Raw genomic sequence first — 21,905 nt, 5'->3', positions numbered from 1 at the left:
ATAATGGAAGGACTTGTCCGAACCTCTAAAACAGTTTCAATGAAGATCAAGGCAATACAATTCCTGTTTTTCGCCTTGGTGCCCCTTGGTAGTATCGGGCAAACCATATCAAAGCAAACAACGGTAACCGGAAAGGTAGATCCCATCCTGTCGGACGAAATCCATCTGGATGATACATCGGTCCCAATAGGTCCTGATGGTGCATTCCGGTTCGCACTTGAAACGACCTCGCCCAAGTTTTATGGCCTTTCGTATGGGGATGATGAAATGGATCTTTTTATAAGCCCTTCGGACAGCCTACATATTGAAATCGGTATCGCAGATTCAGATCAAGAAATAAACTTCTCGGGAGGCAGTGCGGCCTTGAACACGTTTTTAAGAAGTCAATCAGAACTTAGGCTTGAAACGGAGGAATACCTGGACAAGAACGAGGAGGGTATCTATTCAAGAAAACTTCCCCTTTTTCGACAAATATTGGATTCCTTGAAGCAGGTACATATGGAAGACCTGAATTCCCTCTCAAAAAAAGAACACGACCTGAACGAATGGTTCCTACAAAAAGTAAGGGCCGATATCGAGTTCTTTTTTAAAAGGAAGGAGCTTACCTATCCGTTGCTCTATCACAGATTTACCGGTGAAAAAGCAGAGGTCCCTGCGGATTACTACCAAAGGATCGTTGACAATACTTTCGGGGAGCCAAGATTGCTATCATTGGACACCTTTTTGGATTTTTCCAGTGAATACCTCAATATTATGGCATCCGGAAATTACAGATATGAGGATTTCTGGGGCCTACACATCAATATTATGGGAGACCCGCGTTACAGCGCCATTTCCGAACTGGATGCGCATCGGGGTATAAAGGACCACTTTCTTGCCGAGCATCTTAGGACCTCTATAAATACCTTGAGCAGTAAGCACGTAGAAAAGATGGTAGGACGGTTCGGGAACGATTGTACCAATGATCTTTTCAAGGAGGAAATACTCCAGCTTTATGAGGCAAGTATCAAGGAAAGGGAAAGGCCCGACGATATACAGGTCTATAGAACGGTCCAGGGCAGGGACCTTGAGGCCCATATATTCTACCCGGACGGTTTTAAAAAAGATGACAAGCGTTCCGCATACCTTTTTTTTCACGGTGGCGGATGGCGGTTCGGCAAGCCAGAATGGGCACATGGGGACTCCAAGAAATATGCAAAAAAGGGTATGGTGGCCATTTCTTTCGAGTACAGTTTGAACTACGTAAGCAATGCATATATTTCCGATGGGGTAAGGGATGCCCAAGCGGCTGTCCGCTGGGCAAGGGCCAACGCATCCGAATTGGGGATAGACCCTTTAAAGATCGTTGCCGCGGGCTATTCCGCTGGGGGGCACTTAGCGGCCTGTACCGCAATTTTGAAGGACATCGGCAATGGGGACGAAAACTTTGGTTCAATAAGCTCTAGGCCCAATGCTCTGATATTGACCTCCGCCAGCTATATGCCCACCGGTTCCGGATTTCCCAATTCACCAGAGGACGATCCCAAGGATTTCTCACCTTTTCATAATCTAAAAAGTCCGATGGTTCCATCGCTATTGTTCCATGGGACGAATGACTGGGTCGTTCCACATGAACGATTCGAGGCGTTCGTCGGGAAAATGAAGGAACTGGACAATGAATTTGAATATCGTTCTTTTGAGGGTGTAGGGCATTTTTTGGATTCGGAATCGGCAGAGATCATAGATACAATGAGTGAAAAGTTTTTGGTCTCACACGGCTTCATACAAAAAAGGAACCGACCTTAACAATTCCGGATTCCCTGACTTATAGTTAAAGTCCCGTAAAAAGAACATTTTATGGGACATCACCCGAAATCCATTTGAACGAAGTTTTCATAAAAGCATCGTTTTTCCTTAAATCGAAAAGCTCGATTCTAGTTGAATATATGGCTGATGGAACTAAATCTACAGTTCTTATTGTATCCTTTGTCCATTAGTCATTCACTCAATAATTCAAGAGTGACCAGATAAGCACAATGGTCCGAGGCGATAGTATCTTTAATGACCTCACGCTTTATTATCTTCCAGCGGTCCTTTGGATAAAACATTATGTAGTCGATTTTTACTCTTGGGCCATCCGAAGGATGGGTAGGTTCTGGGTTTTCCTTATCATAGGTAGCTTCCCAAACTTCCTCAAGGATGGAAATGGGCCCACTGCCAGGGGTCGCATTGAGGTCTCCCGCCAAAATGGTAGGGTACTTATTCTTGGAAAATACCTCGTTTATCTTTTTGGCCTGCAATTCCCTTCCGGCATTACCTTCATGGGCAAAATGGGTACCCACAAAGGCAATAGTATCTTTTGAAGGTAATTCGGCCACTATTTCAATGGCAGCCCTTGGTTCCTGCCCCGAAATGTATGGTAGGGCCACATTTCTGGTGCTCAGAAATGAAAGTTTGGACAATATCCCTTCACCATACTCCCCGCCATCATAATACATTGCCCTTGCGAATAAGGGAGCCATCTTGGTCCTCCAGCCCAATTCAGTGGCCAGATCGTATTTCTTGGATCTGTTTACTTTATAGTCTACTTCTTGCATGGCCACAAAATCTGGATCCGCATCGTTTATAAGTTTTGCCAATACATCTAAATTAAAATCACCCTTTGTGGTTCTTCCTCCAAGGATATTGAACGAAAGTACTTTTACAATTTTTTTGTTCTCAACTTTGGTTTGAGCATGCACAGGCACATAAGCGAGAATACATACTAAAACGATTGACATTTGTAATTTCATTTGCTTCATAGTTTTTTCAGATTAAGGTTATTTTGTTATTCAGTTTTAGATATCAGTAATCCAATTTAAATTTTGATACTATCAGGAAATGATCTGAAGGAAAGCCAAGAATTAAAACGTTACAGAACAATGGCTCCCATAAAAAATGCCGACCCGGTCCTAGTCCATAAAACGAACATCTTAAGGGACATTGGCTTTCTTCTCCGATTCTTCCTTTTAACGGATCATTTTTAAAGGGCTGATCATTATCATAAATAAATTTTATCGCCATTGCTACATTGCGGATAAAGTAAATATACCTTTTATACCCATGTGATTTGAATTAAGCAAAACATGCTTAATCGGAATTGTTGTCACAATAAGTATAGAATCACATCTTTATGTTAGCACTCATTGTAATAGTATCTCCAAAAAAGTAAAAACCATGAAAAAAGTTTACTTGTTAATATTAGGCGTTATCACAGTTACAAGTTGTAATCAAGCACCGAAGCATGATATAGAAATCAACAAATATGTTGATTTTTTAAAAAATAAAGATAGGCCGGCAAAGGACTATATTCTGGATTTATTTAAAAAAAATGACTTGGTGATTCTCTGCGAAAGATATCACCAGGAAAACACACAGTACGAACTTATAACAGATGTAATCTCGGACGCTAGATTTATCAAGGATGTTGGAAATATTTTCTTTGAAACGGGCATGAGAACTCTTAATCCTGAACTTAACGATTTTGTTCATTCAGAAAACTTGCCTGAAAATAAGGTAGAAGAAAAATTAATAGCACTTCAAAGAAAATCCGATTATTTTCCCCTTTGGGATTATTACAATTTCTATTATCAGAACAAACAAATCTACACTATAAATCAGTCTTTATCAGAGGACGAAAAAATAAATATTTATGCAACAGATGTTGCCATACAACAGGATTCCATAAATGTAAGCCAATTAGAAGATTTCTGGAACGGTGATATTGATCATAGGGACAAATTGATGGCCGAGTACATCATCGATACGTTTGAACAGATCAAAAACTCCGATGAGAAAAGAAAAAAAGGGCTTGTCATAATGAATTATCGCCATGCTTACAACAAGAATTTTCAGGAGCCAAATGGAGAAATGATTTATAATGTTGGGGCATTTCTATTTGAAAAGTATCCAAATACAACTGCGAACGTCCTTATAAATTCAGTGATTATGCAAGATGGTAAGTGGGACGCGGCATTTAAAGTGGTAAACATTGAAGATTCAGGGTTTGACTTTGAAAACTCACCTTTTGGAGAAGACCATTTCGACATGTGGACGTTCACGGAACATGATGATAAGTATCAAGATATTTTTACAGGATTTGCTTATTACAAAAGCCCCGAAGACTTTGAACTGATTACGGGAGTGGATGGCCTGATAGATTCATCCTTTATCCAAATTTATAAGAATAGAGTCAAACTCTGGGACCAGGTCAGGGGACGGAATACCTCTTTGGAAGATGATACCATCTATGAAGAGTACGGCAGAAAAAATGTGCGGCCACTCGAAAATATTGATTCAATATCATCCTTAGTTAATAGGTGGTTAAAATAATAAAAATATGTGCTAACGATGCCAAAATAGTCTTAGTCGTTAAATACATCTACCTCGTTTACACGAACCGTTAACTGCTGAATTGCCCTCATATATCCAAAAACAAACATATTGGAGGATCTGCGGTCTGTTGTTCACCTTGTTCCATTAAACCGTTCTTTGAAAAGGCTATATAATTACCATGTAGGCAAATGAAGCTGGACTTTTTTTACTAATTCCCATGACGCAACTATTTTAAGAAATCGCAATCTTATTATTAAAACTATTCCCTTTTTTAGGGATTAACTTTTTTCAATGAAAAACGGACTAATATTAAAACTGGCTTTTCTTCTTATTTGTCCTTTTTTGGCAAATTGCTCTGATGATGATGAAAACAATATCATTGAAAATCAAGAAGGAACTGTTTTGGGTGGGGCGTCATGCAATACGGAAAACAATGGTCTTGCTGTTCGGATTGATGTTGATAATTTAGAATCTCCGAATTTCATTATAACCGCTACCCTACCGGATAGTCTTAAACAAGAAGGGCTTAGAATTATTTTTGACATGGAACTATCCATGGAAGGAATAACATTGTGTACCGCGAATTTCTTCCCGAACCAATTTTATAAGGTCAGCAATACAATACCTATTGAAGATTAGTTTTATCTTCATAATTGCTTTTTTCTTCGACCAGTAATGACAGAATATGAAATCATTGCGTTCATAGTATTTCAAGAGATTTAAAAATCAACATTTAATAGGAGCCTTTGCTCCTTTTTTCGCCCCGAACTTTTAATCGGCAGATTAAAAGAACCGAATAAAGATTGTATGGCAATACGTCTTGGTTAGCTACATACAAAAAGCTGTCAAATCATTTTATACAAATATTAATGATATTTATCGAAAAACCTATATATTTGTTATACAAAAATTAATGATATATGAAATGATACAGAGTTTAGGCCATTTGGAAGAAAATATTCTATTAATCGTAATGATCGAAAAGGAGACCTACGGGGTATCCATAGCCGAAGCTTATGAAAGACATATAGGTAAGACTATTTCTATACCCGCCGTCCACACTGTTTTAAAAAGGTTGCAACAAAAAGGTCTGGTCAGATCCCAAATGGGAGGAGCTACTCCCGAGCGAGGAGGGCGGCGTAAAAGAATATTTGAAGCTACCTCACGCGGTTATAATGTAATTGCCGAAATTCGGAAAAACCGAATATATTTTTGGTCGTTGATTCCAAAACTGAACGTTCAAAATGGATAATAAAAAGCCGAACAAACAGAATTTGGATCCTCCTAAATGGGCCGATAGGTTCCTCGAATGGTATTGCTCACCAAATCTCTTGAACGAAATCCAGGGAGACCTTTATGAGGCATTCTCAATAAGGGTCAAAAAATATGGTCATCGAAAGGCTCGGCTTATGTTTATTAAAGAAGTGCTCCTATTTTGCAAACCATCATCTCTTAAAAAATCAAGTAACATCCCAAACCTTCCCATTATGCTAAGTTTTTTTAGATATTATCTCAAGACCACCTTTCGGAATTTGGTAAAAAATAAGGCGTTTGCCAGCATCAATATTTTTGGATTGGTCCTTGGCATGACCGCTTTTCTTTTAATCCTCAACTATGCGTGGTTTGAACTTAGCTATGATGAATTCCACGAAAAAGGGAGTCAAATTTATAGAATCAGGAACGATCATTTCTCCAATGGAATTTCCACATATAACAGGGCTATCACGTATCGTGATGCAGGCCCTAGTCTTAAAGAGGAATTTCCCGAAGTTTTGGATTTCACCAGAATGAACGGATTGTTTGGACGAAACCTTGTAGTGACCTATGCCAATGATAACGGAATAGCCAATACCTTTAAAGAAGAGAATGTTTATTATGTAGATGATAACTTTCTCTCCATGTTCACATTCCCCTTGATTAAAGGAGATCCTGCGCAAGCTCTAAGAGATATGAGTTCGGTAGTTCTTACGGAAAGTATTGCCATCAAATACTTTGGAACGGAAAATCCCATAGGCAAGATAATCACCGTGGATGGCAATGAGTCCTTTACAGTAACGGGGCTTCTTAAGAATATCCCATCAAATTCCCATATGAAGTTTGATATTCTCTTCCCCATAAAAAGTTTATCCGAATACCAAAATAGAAACAACAAAATGTGGTCGGGTGGTGGCGGAGACGTGGCGTATACCTACGTACTACTGGCAAATGGCGTAAATCCAGCTTCGCTGGAAAGAAAGTTTCACGATTTTCTGGGTAAACATCAGGTTCCGCATATAACCGGAACCGAAATTACCGATCAGTTCGTCCTACAACCATTGAAGAGAATTCATTTACATTCCAATTTGGAGTTTGAAATCAAGGCCAACGGCAATTCAAAAATGGTCACCTTTCTAATGATTATAGGGTTTCTTGTATTGTCTATCGCATGGATAAATTACATAAATCTCTCTGCTGTAAGGGCTACCAAGAGAGCAAAGGAGGTGGGTGTAAGAAAGGTAATCGGGGCTACCAAGGGACAGCTCGCCAAGCAATTTATCACGGAAGCATTGGTACTCAATTTTATGGCCTCCTTGCTTTCGGTCGTTTTAATCCTTATCCTATTTCCAAAGTTCAAGGAATTGACAGGGTTGGCCATGGAACCTGTTTTTTTTAGCAATCATATGTTCCTGCTTCCATTGGTTCTGTTTATCGTATTCGGTGCTATTCTGTCCGGTCTTTATCCTGCTTTTGTTATGTCTTCCTTTGAACCATTGGTTGCCTTAAAAGGGAAAGTGGGGCAAAAATTTAAGGGTATTTCTTTGGTAAAGGGAATGACGGTATTTCAATATGCAATTTCGATTGTTTTATTGGCAGGCACATTTACCGTTTTCAAACAGGTCGATTTCATGCAGAATCAGGATCTGGGAATAGAAATAGATCAGACCATAGTTATAAACGCACCTAAAATAACAAAGGACAACTATGCTTCCGTTCTGGAATCCTTTAGGGAAGAGACTCTCAAACATCCCGATTATATTGAAATGACCGCCTCCTCCGAGATTCCTGGTAGACCGTTCAATGCCACCTCCATGATGGCCCCATCTGGCGCCAGCAGGGAACAGCACAAAAAATATGCTAGTGCTTGGGTAGATTATGACTTCTTACCGATATTTGGCCTGGATCTGATTAGTGGGAGAAATTTCTCGAAAGATTTTCAAACGGATGAAAGCGCCATTATTGTAAACGAGGAATTTGTAAAATCCCTTGGTTTTGTGAAGCCGAAAGATGCGATCGGCCAATTGATTTCTTCAAATAGGGGTACGGCTAAAATAATCGGCGTTGTAAACAATTATCATCAGGTTTCCCTTAAAAATGCTGTTGAGCCAGCTGCCTTCTTCTTAAATTCCGAGAGAAACAGGAAGTATATTTCCTTTAGAATAAGTTCAAAGAATCTGTCGGGTACTATCGATACACTTCAAAAGGAGTACGAGGCCATGTTTCCTGGAAATCCGTTTGAATTTTTCTTTCTTGATGATTATTTCGACCAACAATATAGAGCGGACAGATCCTTCGGAACAGTTTTCTTGCTTTTTAGCGTCCTGGCCCTATTTATTACCTGCTTGGGACTATTTAATCTATCTTTTATAACTACGCTGAATCGCATTGGGGAAATTGCAGTAAGAAAGGTGCTCGGAGCTTCTACCCCGTCTATTGTAATGCTGTTTTCAAAAGATTTTATTAAGCCGATAGCGCTAGGTTCTTTCATAGGGATTCCCATTATTTGGATTATTCTTCGGGAATGGCTGTCCAATTATGCGTTCCGAATTGACATTTCTTTTTGGCTATTGTTCACTCCTGTAATCTTAACTCTTATAATCGCCAGCATTACCATGAGTTACCATATTTTAAAAGCTGCAAGAAGCAATACCGTGGAAAGTTTAAGAATTGAATGAGTTTTAGGTATTTTAAATGAGTACTGCTACAATTGTGTCTACTGCTTAATACGTTCCTTTAAAACGAACGTGGCCGTTGCAGAAGTGCTCTGTACGTATGATATCGACCCTAGTCGGCTGTTTTTACGGAACCTTAGTGAGAGCCGGTCTCGGTTGGGTTTGCAGGAGAAAAATGGTCAGGTTGCCTTGTAAGGTATTTATAATGGTCCTTATAATGCCAAGGGAGGGCTTCCTTCCCCCTTTCTTGAGGTACTTTTTCAGGTTGAAGGCGATTGCCGCCATGAGCATGACCTTGTGCGCACCGGCCTTGCCCAATACGCCTATTTTTCTCAGGCCGTAGAACTGGGTCAAACTACCGAATACGGGCTCCACCGTACTTTGTCTCAGCTTTTTCATTCGTTTGCCCCTTTCACTGTGCTGTCGGGCGTATGCCCTCAAGTATTGTTCATCATAGATCGTTCTGGTGATTTTTTTACATTTTGTATTCGGCACACATTGGGATTTCATGGGGCAGGCCTTGCAGTCTTTCGGTGCCGCCCAATAGCATTTCAGTACGCTACCGTCCCGGTTGGTACGGAATCCCTTGAAAGGTATTGGCCTGTTCATCGGGCAATTGTATTCGTCCTTTTCCCTGTTGTAGGGAAAACCGTCTATCTTGGGTTTGTATTTCCCGAAAACGGGTATCCATCCGGTAGCCTTCCTTTGTTCGAGAAAATCGTAGTTGGCGCCATTGGAATAACCTGCGTCCGCGAGGAAATCCGTCATTATCAGCTCGTTCTTCCTTAAACGGTTCTAGATCCGCAGGCTGATATCGGTCAGGTACTGGCTGTCCCTGCCGTCGGCAAAGTCCGCCTGGATATGTGAAATGACCCCTTCCGCGGTATCCACCGCCATGCTGCAACGGTAGTTGAGCTTTCTGGCCTTGCCCGGTTTTACCGATATGCGGGCATCCGGGTCATGGGGGTTGTAGTGCGTCTTGTTGCTCAGCAGGCGTGCCTTTTTATGGCGGGCGCCGACCAGTTGCACCGGACTGTCCCGAAGGTTTTGGTGGTGCTTTTCCACGCGCCTGAGATGGTGCTCGGGAGCGGTGATATGTGCGGGGGACATGGTCTTCGCTTGCCTTTGCTGTGTTCCCCCGTTCTCTTCCGACACTTTTTTCAAGTGGTCCCCCATGGGGGCTGCGGGCATTTTCGGCACTACGCTTTCCATGGATGCGTTGGCCTTTATCGGGGCCGAATCCACCGCCTGGGTGTGGCCGGAAACCATCCCGCTGTCGACGCACAGGGCGAATACCTTGTTGAACAACTTCTCGAAAAGGGATGCCGGATAAAGTTGCCTCGTCCTACTGATGGTCGAGTGCCATGGCAGCTCCTCGTCCAGGTCATAGCCCAGAAAGTAGAGCACGTCCATCCGCATGCTACAGTGTTCCGCCAGTTTTCGGTCGGAGGTGATGTTCTCGAGGTATCCCGCGATCAACAGCTTGAAGAAGACAACGGGGTCAATGGACGGGTTGCCCGTACTGCCATAGAGTTCCTTCGTGTCCCTGTAAAGAAAACTCAGGTCGAGCGTCTCGCGGAGCCTTCTGTAAAGGTTGTCCTCGGGAACACGGTCCGACAGCCTGAAGCTGAGGAACAGTTTTTCGGTGTAGCTTTTTCTGCCTTGCATACCATAAGTTACCGATTTCCCGACGCTTATGAAAGCAAGAATTGATGAATATCAGAGTTGTGCAACAGCCACGAACATTTTTGAGAACAGGGAATTTACCAACAGCGTTACGGTGTGCGATTTTGATTATCCGGAAAATCGGGAACTCAACCATTTTGGTTCACCGATTCCTTTGGAATTAGAAATTGGAGGTTCCAAAGGGGATAGCGGTGGCGGAGTGTTTATGTACCACCATGGCAAACACATTTTGGTTGGTATAGTTTCCGGGGCATTGAACCGTAGAATCAAATACGGTTCCGTGATGGCTCTGGCAAGGGTTTCAAAAGCGAACGAATGGATAGATTCGGTTGTCGATTAATTATGTCCACTTTTATATAAAGTACTTTTCCCTGTATTTGCAAAAGATGGGAAACCAGGGGGCAAAGTTTGCGGATATACCAATCCGTTAATAATTATATGAGAAAAGAACCCTAAATTTACGTTGTGTTTCGGCGTATTAGAAATAGTGGGTTCATTCGAATTCTTTGGGGATTTATGGGTCTGTATCTCCTCAATATCAGTGTAGACACTGCGGATGCCAATCCAGAGCACATTGCGGAAGATCTTACCATTAACGACCAAGAGAGTCTAATCGAAATTATTGTAGAAAAAATATTGGGATTCGAGGATGCCTTCGCCGAATACGATGATCCTGATAGCGAAGACCATGACAAAAAGAATAAAATCGATTTGATCGTTCTGCTCTCGGTCGAACAAACCGGTTCAAAAAATCCTTTTGAAACAATAAGTCGGGCATACCCCGATCATAGGGCTTTTTTAACAAACGGATATTGCCAACTTCACACTCCCCCACCCAAAATTTGATTTGTTTTTAGGTATTCACAATCATCCAATTTTTAATAACTAAAGATTGGATAAACTTCTTATTCACAAAAAACAAATCAATATGAATATTAAAAACATAGTGGTGCCAATTTTCCTATTGGCATCATCAATATATACTTTGGCACAAACTGAAGAAGTAAAAAAGGACAGCCTTTATATTCAAGAAGTAGAAGATTACAAGGAACCTGGCAAGGTATTACATGCAGAACCATTGTACATAGACCTTATAAGAGATCTTGGAGCCAGAAAAGGTGAAAGGGAATGGAACTTGGGTTTTGGGTTAACGGATAACTTAAGGTTTGATTCTTATGAGGCCTTAATTGAGTATGAATGGGCACCAATGGATCGCTTAGGTTTGGAAGTGGAATTGCCATTCACTTTTTATTCGCCCTTGAACGGTGTAGCCAAGGATTCCGTTCCTTCAAATCAATTGAACAGTATAAAACTGGCGGCCCAATGGTCTTTCTTTGTAAACGAATCCATGGCAACGTCCATGGCTATTGGCTACATCAATGAATTTGAGTTATCCGATTTTGAAAACTTTGGGAAGCCTCTTATAAAAGGGAATGTGTATAACCCGTTCTTGGTCGTTGCCAAACGTTGGGGAAACAATTTTCACTCATTGATCTATACAGGCCCCATGATAGAACAGAATTTCAAAACCAGTGACTTTAAAGCAGATTATCACATCAATACCAATTTTCATTATATGATAAGCGGTACAAGGAACTTTATTGGCGTTGAATTCAATAAAATTATGGACAAGAAGGACTTTGATATGACCATTCGCCCACAAATGCGAGTTGGTATAGCCGATAATCTTTTGATTGGAATAGTGGCCGGAGTACCCGTAAGTAGGGAAAACGAAAGGTTTAGTTCCTTTGTCCGGCTTATATGGGAACCTACGCATAAATTAGTGAAACATCCCCGTTAAGAGTAAAACTGAAACATAGGGTGGCTTGTAGGTTTGAAAATGGAATTTTCGACTTCACCTCAACTTCGGTGGAATCAATAACACCTCAAAAAACCCTATGTTTTAGTACCAAACCAACATAATTAAAAAAGCATCAAGAAGCAGTGTATCTCTAGGTTTTCATTTACCCAACCATTTCGCCTTCACCCTTCTTGCGTTCATCTCGGCAATATTGATCATGGGAATCTCCTCTGGACATTCCACCTCACAAGCACCGGTAAAGGTACAGCTCCCAAAACCCTCGAGTTCCATCTGACGGGTCATTTCCAAAACCCGATTGGAAGCTTCTGGCTTCCCCTGTGGCAAGCTGTTCAAATGATTGATTTTTGCCGCTGTAAAGAGTGCGGCCGAGGCATTTTTACAGGTAGCGACGCAAGCCCCACAACCAATACAGGCCGCCGCGTCCATAGCTCTATCCACTACTTCTTTCCCCACAAGGATAGCATTTGCCTCTGCAGCGGTTCCCGTTCTCGCGCTAATATATCCTCCCTGCTCAATAATTCTGTCAAAAGCGGAACGGTCGACCACCAGGTCTTTTATAACCGGAAATGCCGCTGCCCTCCAAGGTTCCACGACTACGGTCTCCCCATCCTTAAAACTTCGCATATGTAGCTGGCAAGTGGTGATATTATCATGCGGACCATGGGCCCTTCCGTTGATGAACACCCCGCATTGTCCGCAGATACCTTCACGACAATCATACTCGTAGGCAATGACCTTCTCATTGCGCTGTACCAAACGTTCGTTGAGATAATCCAAAGCTTCCAAAAAAGACATATCCTCCGTTAATCCGTCTACCTCATACGTCTCAAAACCCCCTTGGCTCTTAGAATTTACCTGCCTCCAGATTTTAAAAACTATCTTCATCGTAGTATTCCGTTGTAGTGCTTAGTTTTCTGATGTTCTTCAATGCTTTATTTATAGCTTCGCACGGTCGGTTGCACGTTTTCAAATACCAAGGGTTCCTTATGCAACTGAAAATTTCCGTTGTCATAGGCCCAGGCCGATACATACGCATGCGTCTTATCGTTACGCATAGCCTCACCTTCATCGGTCTGATATTCTTCCCTGAAATGGGCACCGCAGGACTCTTCCCGCTGAAAGGCATCGGTGCACATAAGGAGCCCCAACTCCAAAAAATCGGCCAAACGCAATGCTTTTTCCAACTCAGTATTCATTTCCTGTTGTCCCCCGGTAACATTGACTTCGTTCCAAAAGGCATCTCTAATTTCCTTGATCTTTGAGATAGCATTCCCAAGCCCCTCCTTATTTCTGCTCATGGCACATTCCTGCCACATAACCTTGCCCAATTCTCTATGGAAGTGATCCACGGTTTTGTCGCCTCTTACAGTCAAAAGCTTTGTGATTTGTTGTTCTACTTCTTTCTGTGCCTTGTCAAATTCTGGATGATCTGTAGTAGGATGGTCTTCCTTCAACTCATCGGCCAAATAATTGTTGATGGTGTTCGGCAGTACAAAATATCCGTCAATACTGGCCTGTAATAACGAATTGGCCCCCAGACGGTTGGCTCCATGATCTGAAAAGTTACATTCGCCAATGGCATAGAGCCCGGGGATGGTGGTCATCAATTCATAATCCACCCATAGTCCGCCCATGGAGAAGTGGGCCGCAGGTGAAATCTGCATAGGTTCTTGATAGGCATCCACTCCGGTAATCTTCTTGTACATTTTAAAAAGATTACCATACCTATCCTGGATAGTTTGAATCCCGAAACGTTCAACCGCATGTTTAAAATCCAGATAAACCGCATTTTTGAAAGGCCCTACACCATAACCGGCATCGATACGCTCCTTTGCTGCCCTTGAGGCAATGTCCCTCGGCGCAAGGTTTCCAAAGCTCGGATACCGCCGTTCCAGGTAATAGTCCCTTTCTTCTTCAGGAATGGCATTGGCTCTTCGGTCATCATCTTTCTTTTTGGGAACCCAAATACGCCCATCATTTCGTAGGGATTCGGACATTAGGGTAAGCTTGGACTGTGCCTCGCTGGTCTGGGGCAACGCAGTAGGGTGCACCTGCGTAAAACTGGGTGCGGCAAAATAAGCCCCTCGCTTATGGGCTTTCCATATCGCCGAGCCATTGCAGCCAATAGCCAAGGTAGAGAGCCGAAAGACCCTGGAGTAGCCCCCTGTAGCCAACACAACTGAATCTGCGGCAAAGCGTTTCAATTGACCAGTGATCAAATCCCTTGCTATGATGCCCTTTGCCTTTCCATCGATTACCACCAAATCCAACATCTCATGGCGGGGAAACATAGCCACTTTTTGAGCACGTTTCATTTTATACAATTGTGAATAGGCGGCCAAAAGCAATTGCTGCCCCGTTTGTCCACGGGCATAAAAGGTACGCTGCACCTGAACACCACCAAAACTGCGATTGGCAAGTACCCCGCCATATTCACGGGCAAAAGGTACCCCTTGTTGTACATAATGGTCAATAAGCGGGGCCGACAATTCCGCCAAGCGGTATACATTGGCCTCCCGTGACCTAAAATCGCCTCCCTTTAATGTATCATGGAACATTCGCCAAACACTATCACCATCGTGCTGATAGTTTTTTGCGGCATTAATACCGCCTTGAGCCGCCACGGAATGGGCCCTACGTGCCGAATCCTGATAGCAAAAACATGTAACGTCATAGCCCAATTCCGCTAAAGTGGCCGCGGCACCGGCTCCTGCCAACCCGGAACCGACCACGATGACATTCAGTTTTTTCTTGTTGGCCGGATTAATCAGCTGGGATTTGGTCTGATAGCTGCTCCATTTGTTCTCCAAGGGTCCTTCAGGAATTTTTGAATTCAGCATCTGAAAATTTATTTTAAGAATACAATGAAGGGAATCAAACCAAACCCCACGGCCATGACGGCAGCATAGACCAATGAAATCTTCGCCAATACTCGAAGTCCCTTTTTATGGTAAAAACCCAAGGTCTTAAAAGCACTTTTCAATCCGTGGTTGAGATGTAACCCAAGGGGAATCATCAAAATTGTATAGAATACTACGTAATAGATATTTCGAAAAAGACTGTAGGTTACCTCATAAACATCTACGTGGCCATTGGCATCCAGAGCTACGTTTTCACCTAGGCCCAGCTTGATACGGGCCCAAAAGTTGGCGAGATGTACCACGATGAACAACAGTATCATGATGCCCAAAAGTCCCATGTTCTGGGAGGTCCAACTGCTATTCTCCCTATTACGGTTTAGCAAGTAGCGCTTTGATTTTGCCTTTCGGTTGTTCAAAACAATCAATAGGGCATAGATAACATGCAGCACAATAGACAAGTATAGTACGTAGGCCACAATCTTAATCAGCGGGCTTTCCCTTAAGGTGGTCGAATACGAGTTGTACAGGCCTCTTGCCATTTCTTCGGGAAGCACCAAAATGCTGTTTGCGGAGAGGTGTACAATCAAAAAGATACATAAGAACAGGCCCGTAAGGGCAATTATGGTTTTTCTAAGGAACATCTAAGATCTAATCATGTAGGATAAGCAACGGTACCGGACTGTTAAAAGTCTGCTTTAAGGTAACACTTTCGTTGAGAAGTCGATGCATGAAGCCTTTCTTTGTTCGGATAAGGCAAAGCAAACCGGCAAAATCCTTCATCATGTAATCGTTCAAGTCCTTATTGGTATCACCTGTACCAAATGCATAGTCTACGGATGGATTCAAGTCTTCGATAGCGGTCAAGGCCTTTTCAATTTGAGGTGTTTTCTTATCCGCGATATGTAGCACTTTTACCTTGCTTTGATGCATGGTGGCGATCTTTCGCAAAGGTTCCAATAGATTAGCATCGGAAAAAGGATCATCACTGACCGCAAAGACAATTTCCTCAAGTGAACGGAAACTATACCCGGCCGGAACTACTATTACGGGGGCCGAGGTCTTGGAAATGACACCGCCCGCAACACTTCCCAAAAAAACCTCCTTGAGTCCGCTCGCCCCTTTGGTACCCATCACAATATAATCATAATGACCACTATCCCCTAGTGATGCTATGGCAGAAACGGCATAATTCTTAATGATTTTGGTCTTTAGCGTTAAATCGGGATGCTTTTTTTGAACGTTTTCCAACAGTTCATCCATTCTGCGCTTGGCATCCTTCTCCAGCACACTATTAATGTTCTTCATTAGAAGTGCGGTAGACTTTGTACCGTATACATGTAAAACGGTAATTTCTGTGGCGGATCCCCTAAACAATTCCGTGGCATAGGACAGGGCATTGGATGAGGTATTCGAAAAATCGACGGGGACAAGAATCTTATTCATTTTTCAAGCTATTTTAATTGCTGAACTATTTTAGGATAAGACTATCTTAGAGTTTCTAAAACAACATCATTCTTAAACACTATTCGCAGCCTTATTTTTGTTTGTATCTTTAAATTTAATAACAGAATCTAAAGCAAAACTTTAGAAAGGGACCCAGCCTATAAATATTTGTTTCAAATACTCCTAAACTATATGGGGCCGGATATACCAATAATCCCGCCCGCCCGTTGTACAAACTACCCTTTAGATCTTGTCCATATTTTTTCTACTTGAACCTCTTCCTTCGGCCCATTTCTTAAGTTTCCCTGAAGAATTGCATACTAGCTTTATACAAATTTCAGGGGATGGTTCCAAAATCGGATTTGCAACCATCAATTCTAAGTCATAATTCTGGTCCGTAATCAGCGAGAACCTGCACATTAAAATGTTGTTTTATGAAGCTTTTGGAAAAGATTTTATTGGCGCAGGATTTTAGTAAATCCTCCCAAAATTTGGTGCATAGCGCAATTGAACTTGCAAAAATATTCGAATCGAAAATTGTTCCCATTCATGTACTGCCGGATGATATCATAAATAAGAAGGTCAAGGCCTTGCTAAATGAAACAGCCATGACAAAATTGGAAGAAACGGCACAACGTATTGAGAATGAGGGGGTGGACTTGGATAACCCCTTACTGGCGTTTGGTTCTCCCCACGAGGCTATCGTAAGGGCCGCGGTGGATATAAACGCCAATGTAATTCTTACGGGTTCCGGTGAAAGCAAAAAGGGGGATACCTTTCAATTGGGTACCACTACGGAGCGTATTATCCAAAAAAGCGAAAAACCCGTTTTCGTCATCAAGGAAGGAATCCTGCTCAATGTACGTCATATACTTTGTCCCGTTGATTTTTCCGAATCTTCCAAAAGGGCTCTTAAAAACGCCATTACCATGGCCCGTAGGTTCAAGTCGGAACTCACCATTCTCGCGGTATGCGAATTGCAAGGCTCCATCTGGTTTACATCGGAAAAGGACAAGGAACAGGAAAATGAGCTTAGATATACCCTACATCAGGAGGAATTCGATTCCTTTTTAAACGGGTTCGACCTAACAAATCTTAATTGGACAAAAGAAACCCCTAAAGGTAATCCCGCCAAGGAGATATTGAGTGCCATTTCCAAAAAAATGATCGATCTGCTCATCATGGGTACTGCAGGAAGGACGGGGCTTAACCGAATGATCATGGGCAGCGTTACCGAAAAGGTGGTAAGGGAAGTGCCCTGTTCCTTCCTCACCCTAAAATCCGAGGATGTCATCTCCCTACAACTGGAAACGCATATCAAGGACATCGAAAAACTTCACAGTACCGGCCTGCAGTTGATGGAGGATGGTTTCCATGAAGAAGCCATTGGTCAGTTTAAGGCCTGTTTAAGCATTAATGATATGCACGTACCAGCATATAAAGGGCTTGCGAAGGTTTATGAAAAACTGGACCGACCGGAGAAGGCCAGGATGTACAGAAGAAATGCCAAGGAAATTATGGACAAGATCTGGTATCAAAAAATAGAGGAAGAAGTCCGAAAACTTCGCGGTAGCTAAAAAATATCCATACATGATGCAAAAAGCAAAAGGAAAAGTAGTCAGCGTCAACGAATCCCTTGTTGGGGCCCTAACTACGGAGGGATCTGTCATGAACGGTGAGGTAGCCTATATTATCATTGAGGACGGCAAACGGCTCAAATCGGAGGTCATTGATGTGAAACCCAATGATATAGTATATCTACAGGTCTTTGAAGATACCGGCTGGATGAAAGTAGGCAACCTTGTGGAATTTTCTGGTCTTCCCCTGGCCGTAAAACTGGGGCCCGGCATTTTAGGTTCCGTAACGGATGGTCTGCAAAACCCCTTGTACGAATTGGCCAAGAAAGAATGGTTTTTGGAGCGGGGGCTCGTAGTAGAGCCCTTGGATATCACGGTTAAATGGCACTTTACCCCTTCAGTGCAAAAAGGGGATTTGGTAACGGGCGGTACCGTACTGGGTTCCGTTCCTGAAAAACTGTTCGAACACAAGATTTTTGTCCCCTTTTCCATACAGGGGGATCACACGATCGAGCAAATAGCTCCCGAGGGAGAGTATACCGTAGATGAGCCCATAGCCGTTATAAAGGACGCCGTGGGCAAAAGCGTGGAACTAAAAATGGTATTCGAGTGGCCCGTAAAAAAACCTATGCCCTTTAATGAGCGTTCCGTCCCCATAGATCCAATGCCCACGGGAATCCGGATTCTAGATGCCCTTTTTCCCATTGCCTATGGCGGTACGGCATGCAATCCAGGACCTTTTGGAGCAGGCAAGACGGTATTGCAACATAGTTTGGCCCGGCATTCACAGGCCGATGTGGTTATCATCGCAGCTTGCGGCGAACGCGCCGGGGAAGCTGTGGAGGTCTTTAAAGACTTCCCTGAACTGATCGATCCACGAACGGGAAAGTCCTTGATGGACCGTACCTATATTGTGGGGAATACCTCATCCATGCCCGTGGCCGCCAGGGAAGCATCTGTCTACATGGCCACAACCGTGGGGGAATACTACCGCAAACAAGGGCTCAATGTGCTTATCCTAGCTGATTCTACTTCCCGATGGGCACAAGCACTCCGTGAGACCTCGGGACGAAAAGAGGAAATTCCAGGTCCCGAAGCCTTCCCCATGTATATTTCCACATTGATCTCCGCTTTCTACGATCGCGCGGGAATTGAATTGCTACCCGATGGAAAAACCGGATCCTTAAGTATTATCGGAACAGTTTCTCCAGCGGGCGGGAACTTCGATGAACCGGTAACGCAGGCCACTTTGTTGAGTACGGGGGCTTTTTGGGGGTTATCCCGGGCATTGTCCGATGCACGGAAATATCCCGCCATAGACCGTATTGATAGTAATTCCAAATATCCCTCGTTGCTGAATCGGGAAGAGGTGAACTTTTTATTGGAGCTGTTACGGGATGGTAAGACCATAGCTTCCAATATTATCCTGATGGGCGAAAAGGGTATCACGGACGAAGCCTATATCCGTCACCAAAAGGCCGAATTGCTCGATGCCGTCTTCCTGCAACAGAACAGTTTTCATGAGGTGGATGGGGTAACCACTCCCGATCGGTTGCGGGCCATGTTCGATATGGTGAAGGAAATCATAGACGCAACGGTAGGTATTAAAGGTAAGGAAGGGATACGGTCGCATTTTAATTTCATCCGACTAGCTTTTCTTGACTGGAACTATATGAAACCCGATGAGGAGGGCTTCGAAAAACAAAAAATGAAACTAGTGAATTTGGTCAAACAAAGGGAACATGTTGCAGAAAACGTATGAGAATATAGACAGTATTGGGCGCGCCATTCTGGGCATTAAGGCCAAGGGTGTACACAATAAGGAATTGGCAGAGGTAATCTATCCCAACGGACAAAAGGCATTTGCTCAGGTCATTGCATTGGATGGCGATCAGGTGACCCTTCAACTGTTCGGAGGTGGATTCGGGGTCTCTACCGATTGTAAGATCCGTTTCCTGGGAAAACCGGTCCAAGTAGGATTTTCCGATGATATGTTGGGGCGTGTCTATTCGGGCAATGGCCAACCCATAGACGGAGGTCCTGAACTACTGTCCGATATGATTCGGGTGGCGGGACCCTCCATTAATCCAGTAAAAAGGCTCATCCCCAAGGATATGATTCGTACAGGGGTACCCATGATCGATGTATTCAACACCTTGGTACGTTCCCAAAAGATACCCATTTTTGCCAAGGCAGGCGAACCCTACAACCGCCTATTGGCCAATATCGCTACCCAGACCGATGCGGATGTAATCATAATCGGTGGGGTGGGACTCAAATATGATGAGTTCCATTACTTCAGACAGCGTATTGAAGAGGCCGGAAGTAAGAACAAGACCATCATGTTTGTCCATACGCATAGGGATTCTATAGTAGAAGGCCTTATGGTACCCGATTTGGCCCTGGCCGTAGCCGAGCAATTTGCGTTACAGGGTAAAAATGTTTTTGTACTGCTATCGGATATGACCCAATGGTCCGATTATTTGCGGCAAGTAGCCAATGCCCAGGATCAGATTCCGGCCAATCAAGGTTACCCGGGCGACCTGTATTCCCAGTTGGCCAGTCGTTACGAAAAAGCGGCTGATATTGAGGGTGCAGGAAGTTTGACCATCCTCGGGGTAACCACAATGGACGATGTTACCCATCCCGTACCGGACAACACCGGATATATTACCGAAGGACAATTCTATATGAAGGACGGATATCTGGAACTGTTCGGATCATTGAGCCGTTTGAAGCAACAAGTAAACGACCGGACCCGTCCGGATCATAGAAGTATCATGAATGCTATGGCGCGGTTGCTTTCAGAAGCCGAAGAACGGGTAAAGGCCCAGAAATTCGGTTCGGTGAAGGATGACTATTCGTTGCGGTTGTTGGATTACCGAAAGACCTTCCAAACCGAATTGATGGATCCCTTCCGCTACTTGGAACTGGAAGATGCCCTAGACCTGTGTTGGGATACCCTTGCCCAACATTTCAAAAAGGAAGAGGTAGGGCTATCCTCCAAGCTGATCGAGGCGTATTGGCCGGAAAAAGGGAAGTTCAAAATATTAAAAGAGATGACCCATGAGTGAGAAAACCTTGGATAAACTGATTGCCACCCTAAAATCGGAAGCTATCAAGGCAGCGGACAACGAAGCGATGGATATCGTGGAGAAGGCACGCGCACAGGCCCAAAAAATCATAAAGGATGCGGAAGCCAAAAAAGAAGAACTTCTGGAAGACGCCAAGAAAGAGGCCCAAGCCACGCTCAACAAAGGGGAAGGTGCCCTTAAGCAAGCGGCAAGGGATCTTACCGTTTCGGTACGCAACGATTTGTTGAAACTTCTTGGGGCTGTACTGGAAAGGGAAATAGAAACTGCCCTTACTCCGGATCTTTTGGAGGAAGCCGTCCTAAAAGTCATCGAAAACGTAGGTAGTGGAGTTACCCTAAAGCTTCCGGAGAATGCCGAGGCAAAGCTGGTAGACCGAATCCAGAAACGTTTGCAGACGTCGGATACACTGGCTTCTATCAGCAAGGATGCCACTATTCTCAATGGGTTCTCTATAACCAAAACGGATCAAGGATGGAGTTACCATATTTCGTCCGAGGAAGTCGCCGAACTTTTAAACGTTCATCTTAGTCCAAAATGGGTTCAAATCCTTAAAAATGAATCGGAGGTATGATTACCGGAAACCTGGAATATGTAATGAGCAGCTTCCCGCATCTGTATTTTCAAGACTCCGATGAGGAACGCCTTAGGGTGTTTTCCATCCTAAGAAAATATGCAGGGCCTTCAGGGGAGGAAAAAAGCATCATTGCTATTTTGGACGAAGAGGCCGGTAACTATTTAACCTCAAGGGCATCCCGTACGTTACAACAAATTACATTGGAGGATATCCATAAGGAAATTTTCCAACGCAGTAAAAACAAAATTCTATCGGCTTTTTCCACTTATGTCCATAGGCTTAAAAGTGATATCGAACAACTTCGCGTCTCCCGAAAAAAAAGGGTGGATGCCACCATGGCCAAAAAGCAACCGCTACCCTTAACACTGGGTACTCCGCTGGAAGAGGAAATTCAAATTTTAAAGATGCAATGGGACAAACTTGACGGGCTTTCCATTGGACATTATACCGATTTTGGGGCCTTGATCATCTATAAACTGAAGCTGCTGCTCTTATTGCGATGGTGGAGTTTTGATCAAAAAGTAGGGTTCGACAATTTCTTACACATTACAAAGAAGGACTGAAC

Annotated in this window: 20 protein-coding genes; 13 read left to right on the top strand and 7 right to left on the bottom strand. The window is 43.3% G+C overall.

Translation table 11 applies throughout. From position 1 onward, the window contains the following. Window positions 1-39 precede the first annotated feature (39 nt). Window positions 40-1,785: an alpha/beta hydrolase gene (locus tag D7Z94_RS15490; RefSeq protein WP_158594650.1), complete on the top strand. Its 1,746-nt coding sequence runs from the start codon at window positions 40-42 to the stop codon at window positions 1,783-1,785. A 191-nt stretch (window positions 1,786-1,976) separates the two neighbouring features. Here the strand turns inward: D7Z94_RS15490 and D7Z94_RS15485 are convergent, their stop codons facing one another. Beyond that, a complete protein-coding gene (locus D7Z94_RS15485) occupies window positions 1,977-2,759 on the bottom strand; it encodes an endonuclease/exonuclease/phosphatase family protein (protein WP_120713155.1) in 783 nt (260 codons plus the stop codon). 436 nt (window positions 2,760-3,195) lie between these two features. On the opposite strand from D7Z94_RS15485, the gene D7Z94_RS15475 reads away from it, so the two are divergent. From D7Z94_RS15475 to D7Z94_RS15460, 4 genes are all read left to right on the top strand, one after another. Continuing rightward, the gene (locus D7Z94_RS15475; protein ID WP_120712497.1) at window positions 3,196-4,350 is read left to right on the top strand and encodes a hypothetical protein; all 1,155 of its coding nucleotides are present in this window, start codon (window positions 3,196-3,198) and stop codon (window positions 4,348-4,350) included. A gap of 294 nt (window positions 4,351-4,644) precedes the next feature. Continuing rightward, a complete protein-coding gene (locus D7Z94_RS15470) occupies window positions 4,645-4,992 on the top strand; it encodes a hypothetical protein (RefSeq protein ID WP_120712496.1) in 348 nt (115 codons plus the stop codon). A 286-nt stretch (window positions 4,993-5,278) separates the two neighbouring features. Beyond that, entirely contained in the window at window positions 5,279-5,605 is a 327-nt protein-coding gene (locus tag D7Z94_RS15465) for a PadR family transcriptional regulator (protein WP_120713154.1), read from the top strand. Further along, window positions 5,598-8,285, top strand: a complete 2,688-nt coding sequence (locus D7Z94_RS15460; RefSeq protein WP_120712495.1) for an ABC transporter permease — start codon at window positions 5,598-5,600, stop codon at window positions 8,283-8,285. Before D7Z94_RS15465 ends, D7Z94_RS15460 begins: the two co-directional genes overlap by 8 nt. A 123-nt stretch (window positions 8,286-8,408) precedes the next feature. Here the strand turns inward: D7Z94_RS15460 and D7Z94_RS15455 are convergent, their stop codons facing one another. Next, the gene (locus tag D7Z94_RS15455; RefSeq protein WP_120712494.1) at window positions 8,409-9,050 is read right to left on the bottom strand and encodes a transposase; all 642 of its coding nucleotides are present in this window, start codon (window positions 9,048-9,050) and stop codon (window positions 8,409-8,411) included. Window positions 9,051-9,077: 27 nt separating this feature from the next. Further along, entirely contained in the window at window positions 9,078-9,950 is an 873-nt protein-coding gene (locus tag D7Z94_RS15450) for a transposase (RefSeq protein ID WP_120712493.1), read from the bottom strand. 28 nt (window positions 9,951-9,978) lie between these two features. Between D7Z94_RS15450 and D7Z94_RS15445 the strand changes: the two genes are divergently transcribed. From D7Z94_RS15445 to D7Z94_RS15435, 3 genes are all read left to right on the top strand, one after another. Further along, window positions 9,979-10,308 carry a hypothetical protein gene (locus D7Z94_RS15445; RefSeq protein WP_120712492.1) on the top strand — a complete coding sequence of 110 codons (330 nt, stop codon included), beginning with the start codon at window positions 9,979-9,981 and terminating at the stop codon, window positions 10,306-10,308. Window positions 10,309-10,433: 125 nt separating this feature from the next. After that, window positions 10,434-10,814, top strand: a complete 381-nt coding sequence (locus tag D7Z94_RS15440; protein WP_120712491.1) for a hypothetical protein — start codon at window positions 10,434-10,436, stop codon at window positions 10,812-10,814. 82 nt (window positions 10,815-10,896) lie between these two features. Further along, window positions 10,897-11,769 (top strand): HAEPLYID family protein, encoded by an 873-nt coding sequence (locus D7Z94_RS15435; protein WP_120713153.1) that lies wholly within the window; start codon window positions 10,897-10,899, stop codon window positions 11,767-11,769. A 159-nt stretch (window positions 11,770-11,928) separates the two neighbouring features. Here the strand turns inward: D7Z94_RS15435 and D7Z94_RS15430 are convergent, their stop codons facing one another. From D7Z94_RS15430 to D7Z94_RS15415, 4 genes are read right to left on the bottom strand one after another with little or no spacing between them, the layout of a single operon-like run. After that, complete coding sequence (locus tag D7Z94_RS15430; protein WP_120712490.1) at window positions 11,929-12,675, bottom strand: succinate dehydrogenase/fumarate reductase iron-sulfur subunit; 747 nt, start codon at window positions 12,673-12,675, stop codon at window positions 11,929-11,931. 47 nt (window positions 12,676-12,722) lie between these two features. Beyond that, window positions 12,723-14,630 (bottom strand): fumarate reductase/succinate dehydrogenase flavoprotein subunit, encoded by a 1,908-nt coding sequence (locus tag D7Z94_RS15425; protein WP_120712489.1) that lies wholly within the window; start codon window positions 14,628-14,630, stop codon window positions 12,723-12,725. An 8-nt stretch (window positions 14,631-14,638) separates the two neighbouring features. Continuing rightward, on the bottom strand, window positions 14,639-15,292 hold the full coding sequence (locus tag D7Z94_RS15420; RefSeq protein WP_120712488.1) for a succinate dehydrogenase cytochrome b subunit: 654 nt from the start codon (window positions 15,290-15,292) through the stop codon (window positions 14,639-14,641). A gap of 7 nt (window positions 15,293-15,299) precedes the next feature. Further along, window positions 15,300-16,094, bottom strand: a complete 795-nt coding sequence (locus D7Z94_RS15415) for a universal stress protein (RefSeq protein ID WP_120712487.1) — start codon at window positions 16,092-16,094, stop codon at window positions 15,300-15,302. A gap of 434 nt (window positions 16,095-16,528) precedes the next feature. Between D7Z94_RS15415 and D7Z94_RS15410 the strand changes: the two genes are divergently transcribed. The 5 genes from D7Z94_RS15410 to D7Z94_RS15390 are packed head-to-tail and all read left to right on the top strand — an operon-like array spanning window position 16,529 to window position 21,903. Beyond that, window positions 16,529-17,671: a universal stress protein gene (locus tag D7Z94_RS15410; protein WP_120712486.1), complete on the top strand. Its 1,143-nt coding sequence runs from the start codon at window positions 16,529-16,531 to the stop codon at window positions 17,669-17,671. A 13-nt stretch (window positions 17,672-17,684) separates the two neighbouring features. Further along, window positions 17,685-19,433 (top strand): V-type ATP synthase subunit A, encoded by a 1,749-nt coding sequence (locus tag D7Z94_RS15405; protein ID WP_211341791.1) that lies wholly within the window; start codon window positions 17,685-17,687, stop codon window positions 19,431-19,433. After that, window positions 19,414-20,745 carry a V-type ATP synthase subunit B gene (locus D7Z94_RS15400; protein WP_120712485.1) on the top strand — a complete coding sequence of 444 codons (1,332 nt, stop codon included), beginning with the start codon at window positions 19,414-19,416 and terminating at the stop codon, window positions 20,743-20,745. The genes D7Z94_RS15405 and D7Z94_RS15400 overlap by 20 nt, the downstream gene beginning before the upstream one ends. After that, window positions 20,738-21,337 (top strand): hypothetical protein, encoded by a 600-nt coding sequence (locus tag D7Z94_RS15395; RefSeq protein ID WP_120712484.1) that lies wholly within the window; start codon window positions 20,738-20,740, stop codon window positions 21,335-21,337. Before D7Z94_RS15400 ends, D7Z94_RS15395 begins: the two co-directional genes overlap by 8 nt. Continuing rightward, the gene (locus D7Z94_RS15390) at window positions 21,334-21,903 is read left to right on the top strand and encodes a hypothetical protein (RefSeq protein WP_120712483.1); all 570 of its coding nucleotides are present in this window, start codon (window positions 21,334-21,336) and stop codon (window positions 21,901-21,903) included. Before D7Z94_RS15395 ends, D7Z94_RS15390 begins: the two co-directional genes overlap by 4 nt. Window positions 21,904-21,905 lie beyond the last annotated feature (2 nt).

The sequence above is a fragment of the Ulvibacterium marinum genome, assembly GCF_003626755.1.
GTDB classification, from domain to species: Bacteria; Bacteroidota; Bacteroidia; order Flavobacteriales; family Flavobacteriaceae; genus Ulvibacterium; species Ulvibacterium marinum.
Note: the sequence above shows the minus strand (reverse complement) of the source record. Positions and strands in the feature narration are given on the sequence as shown.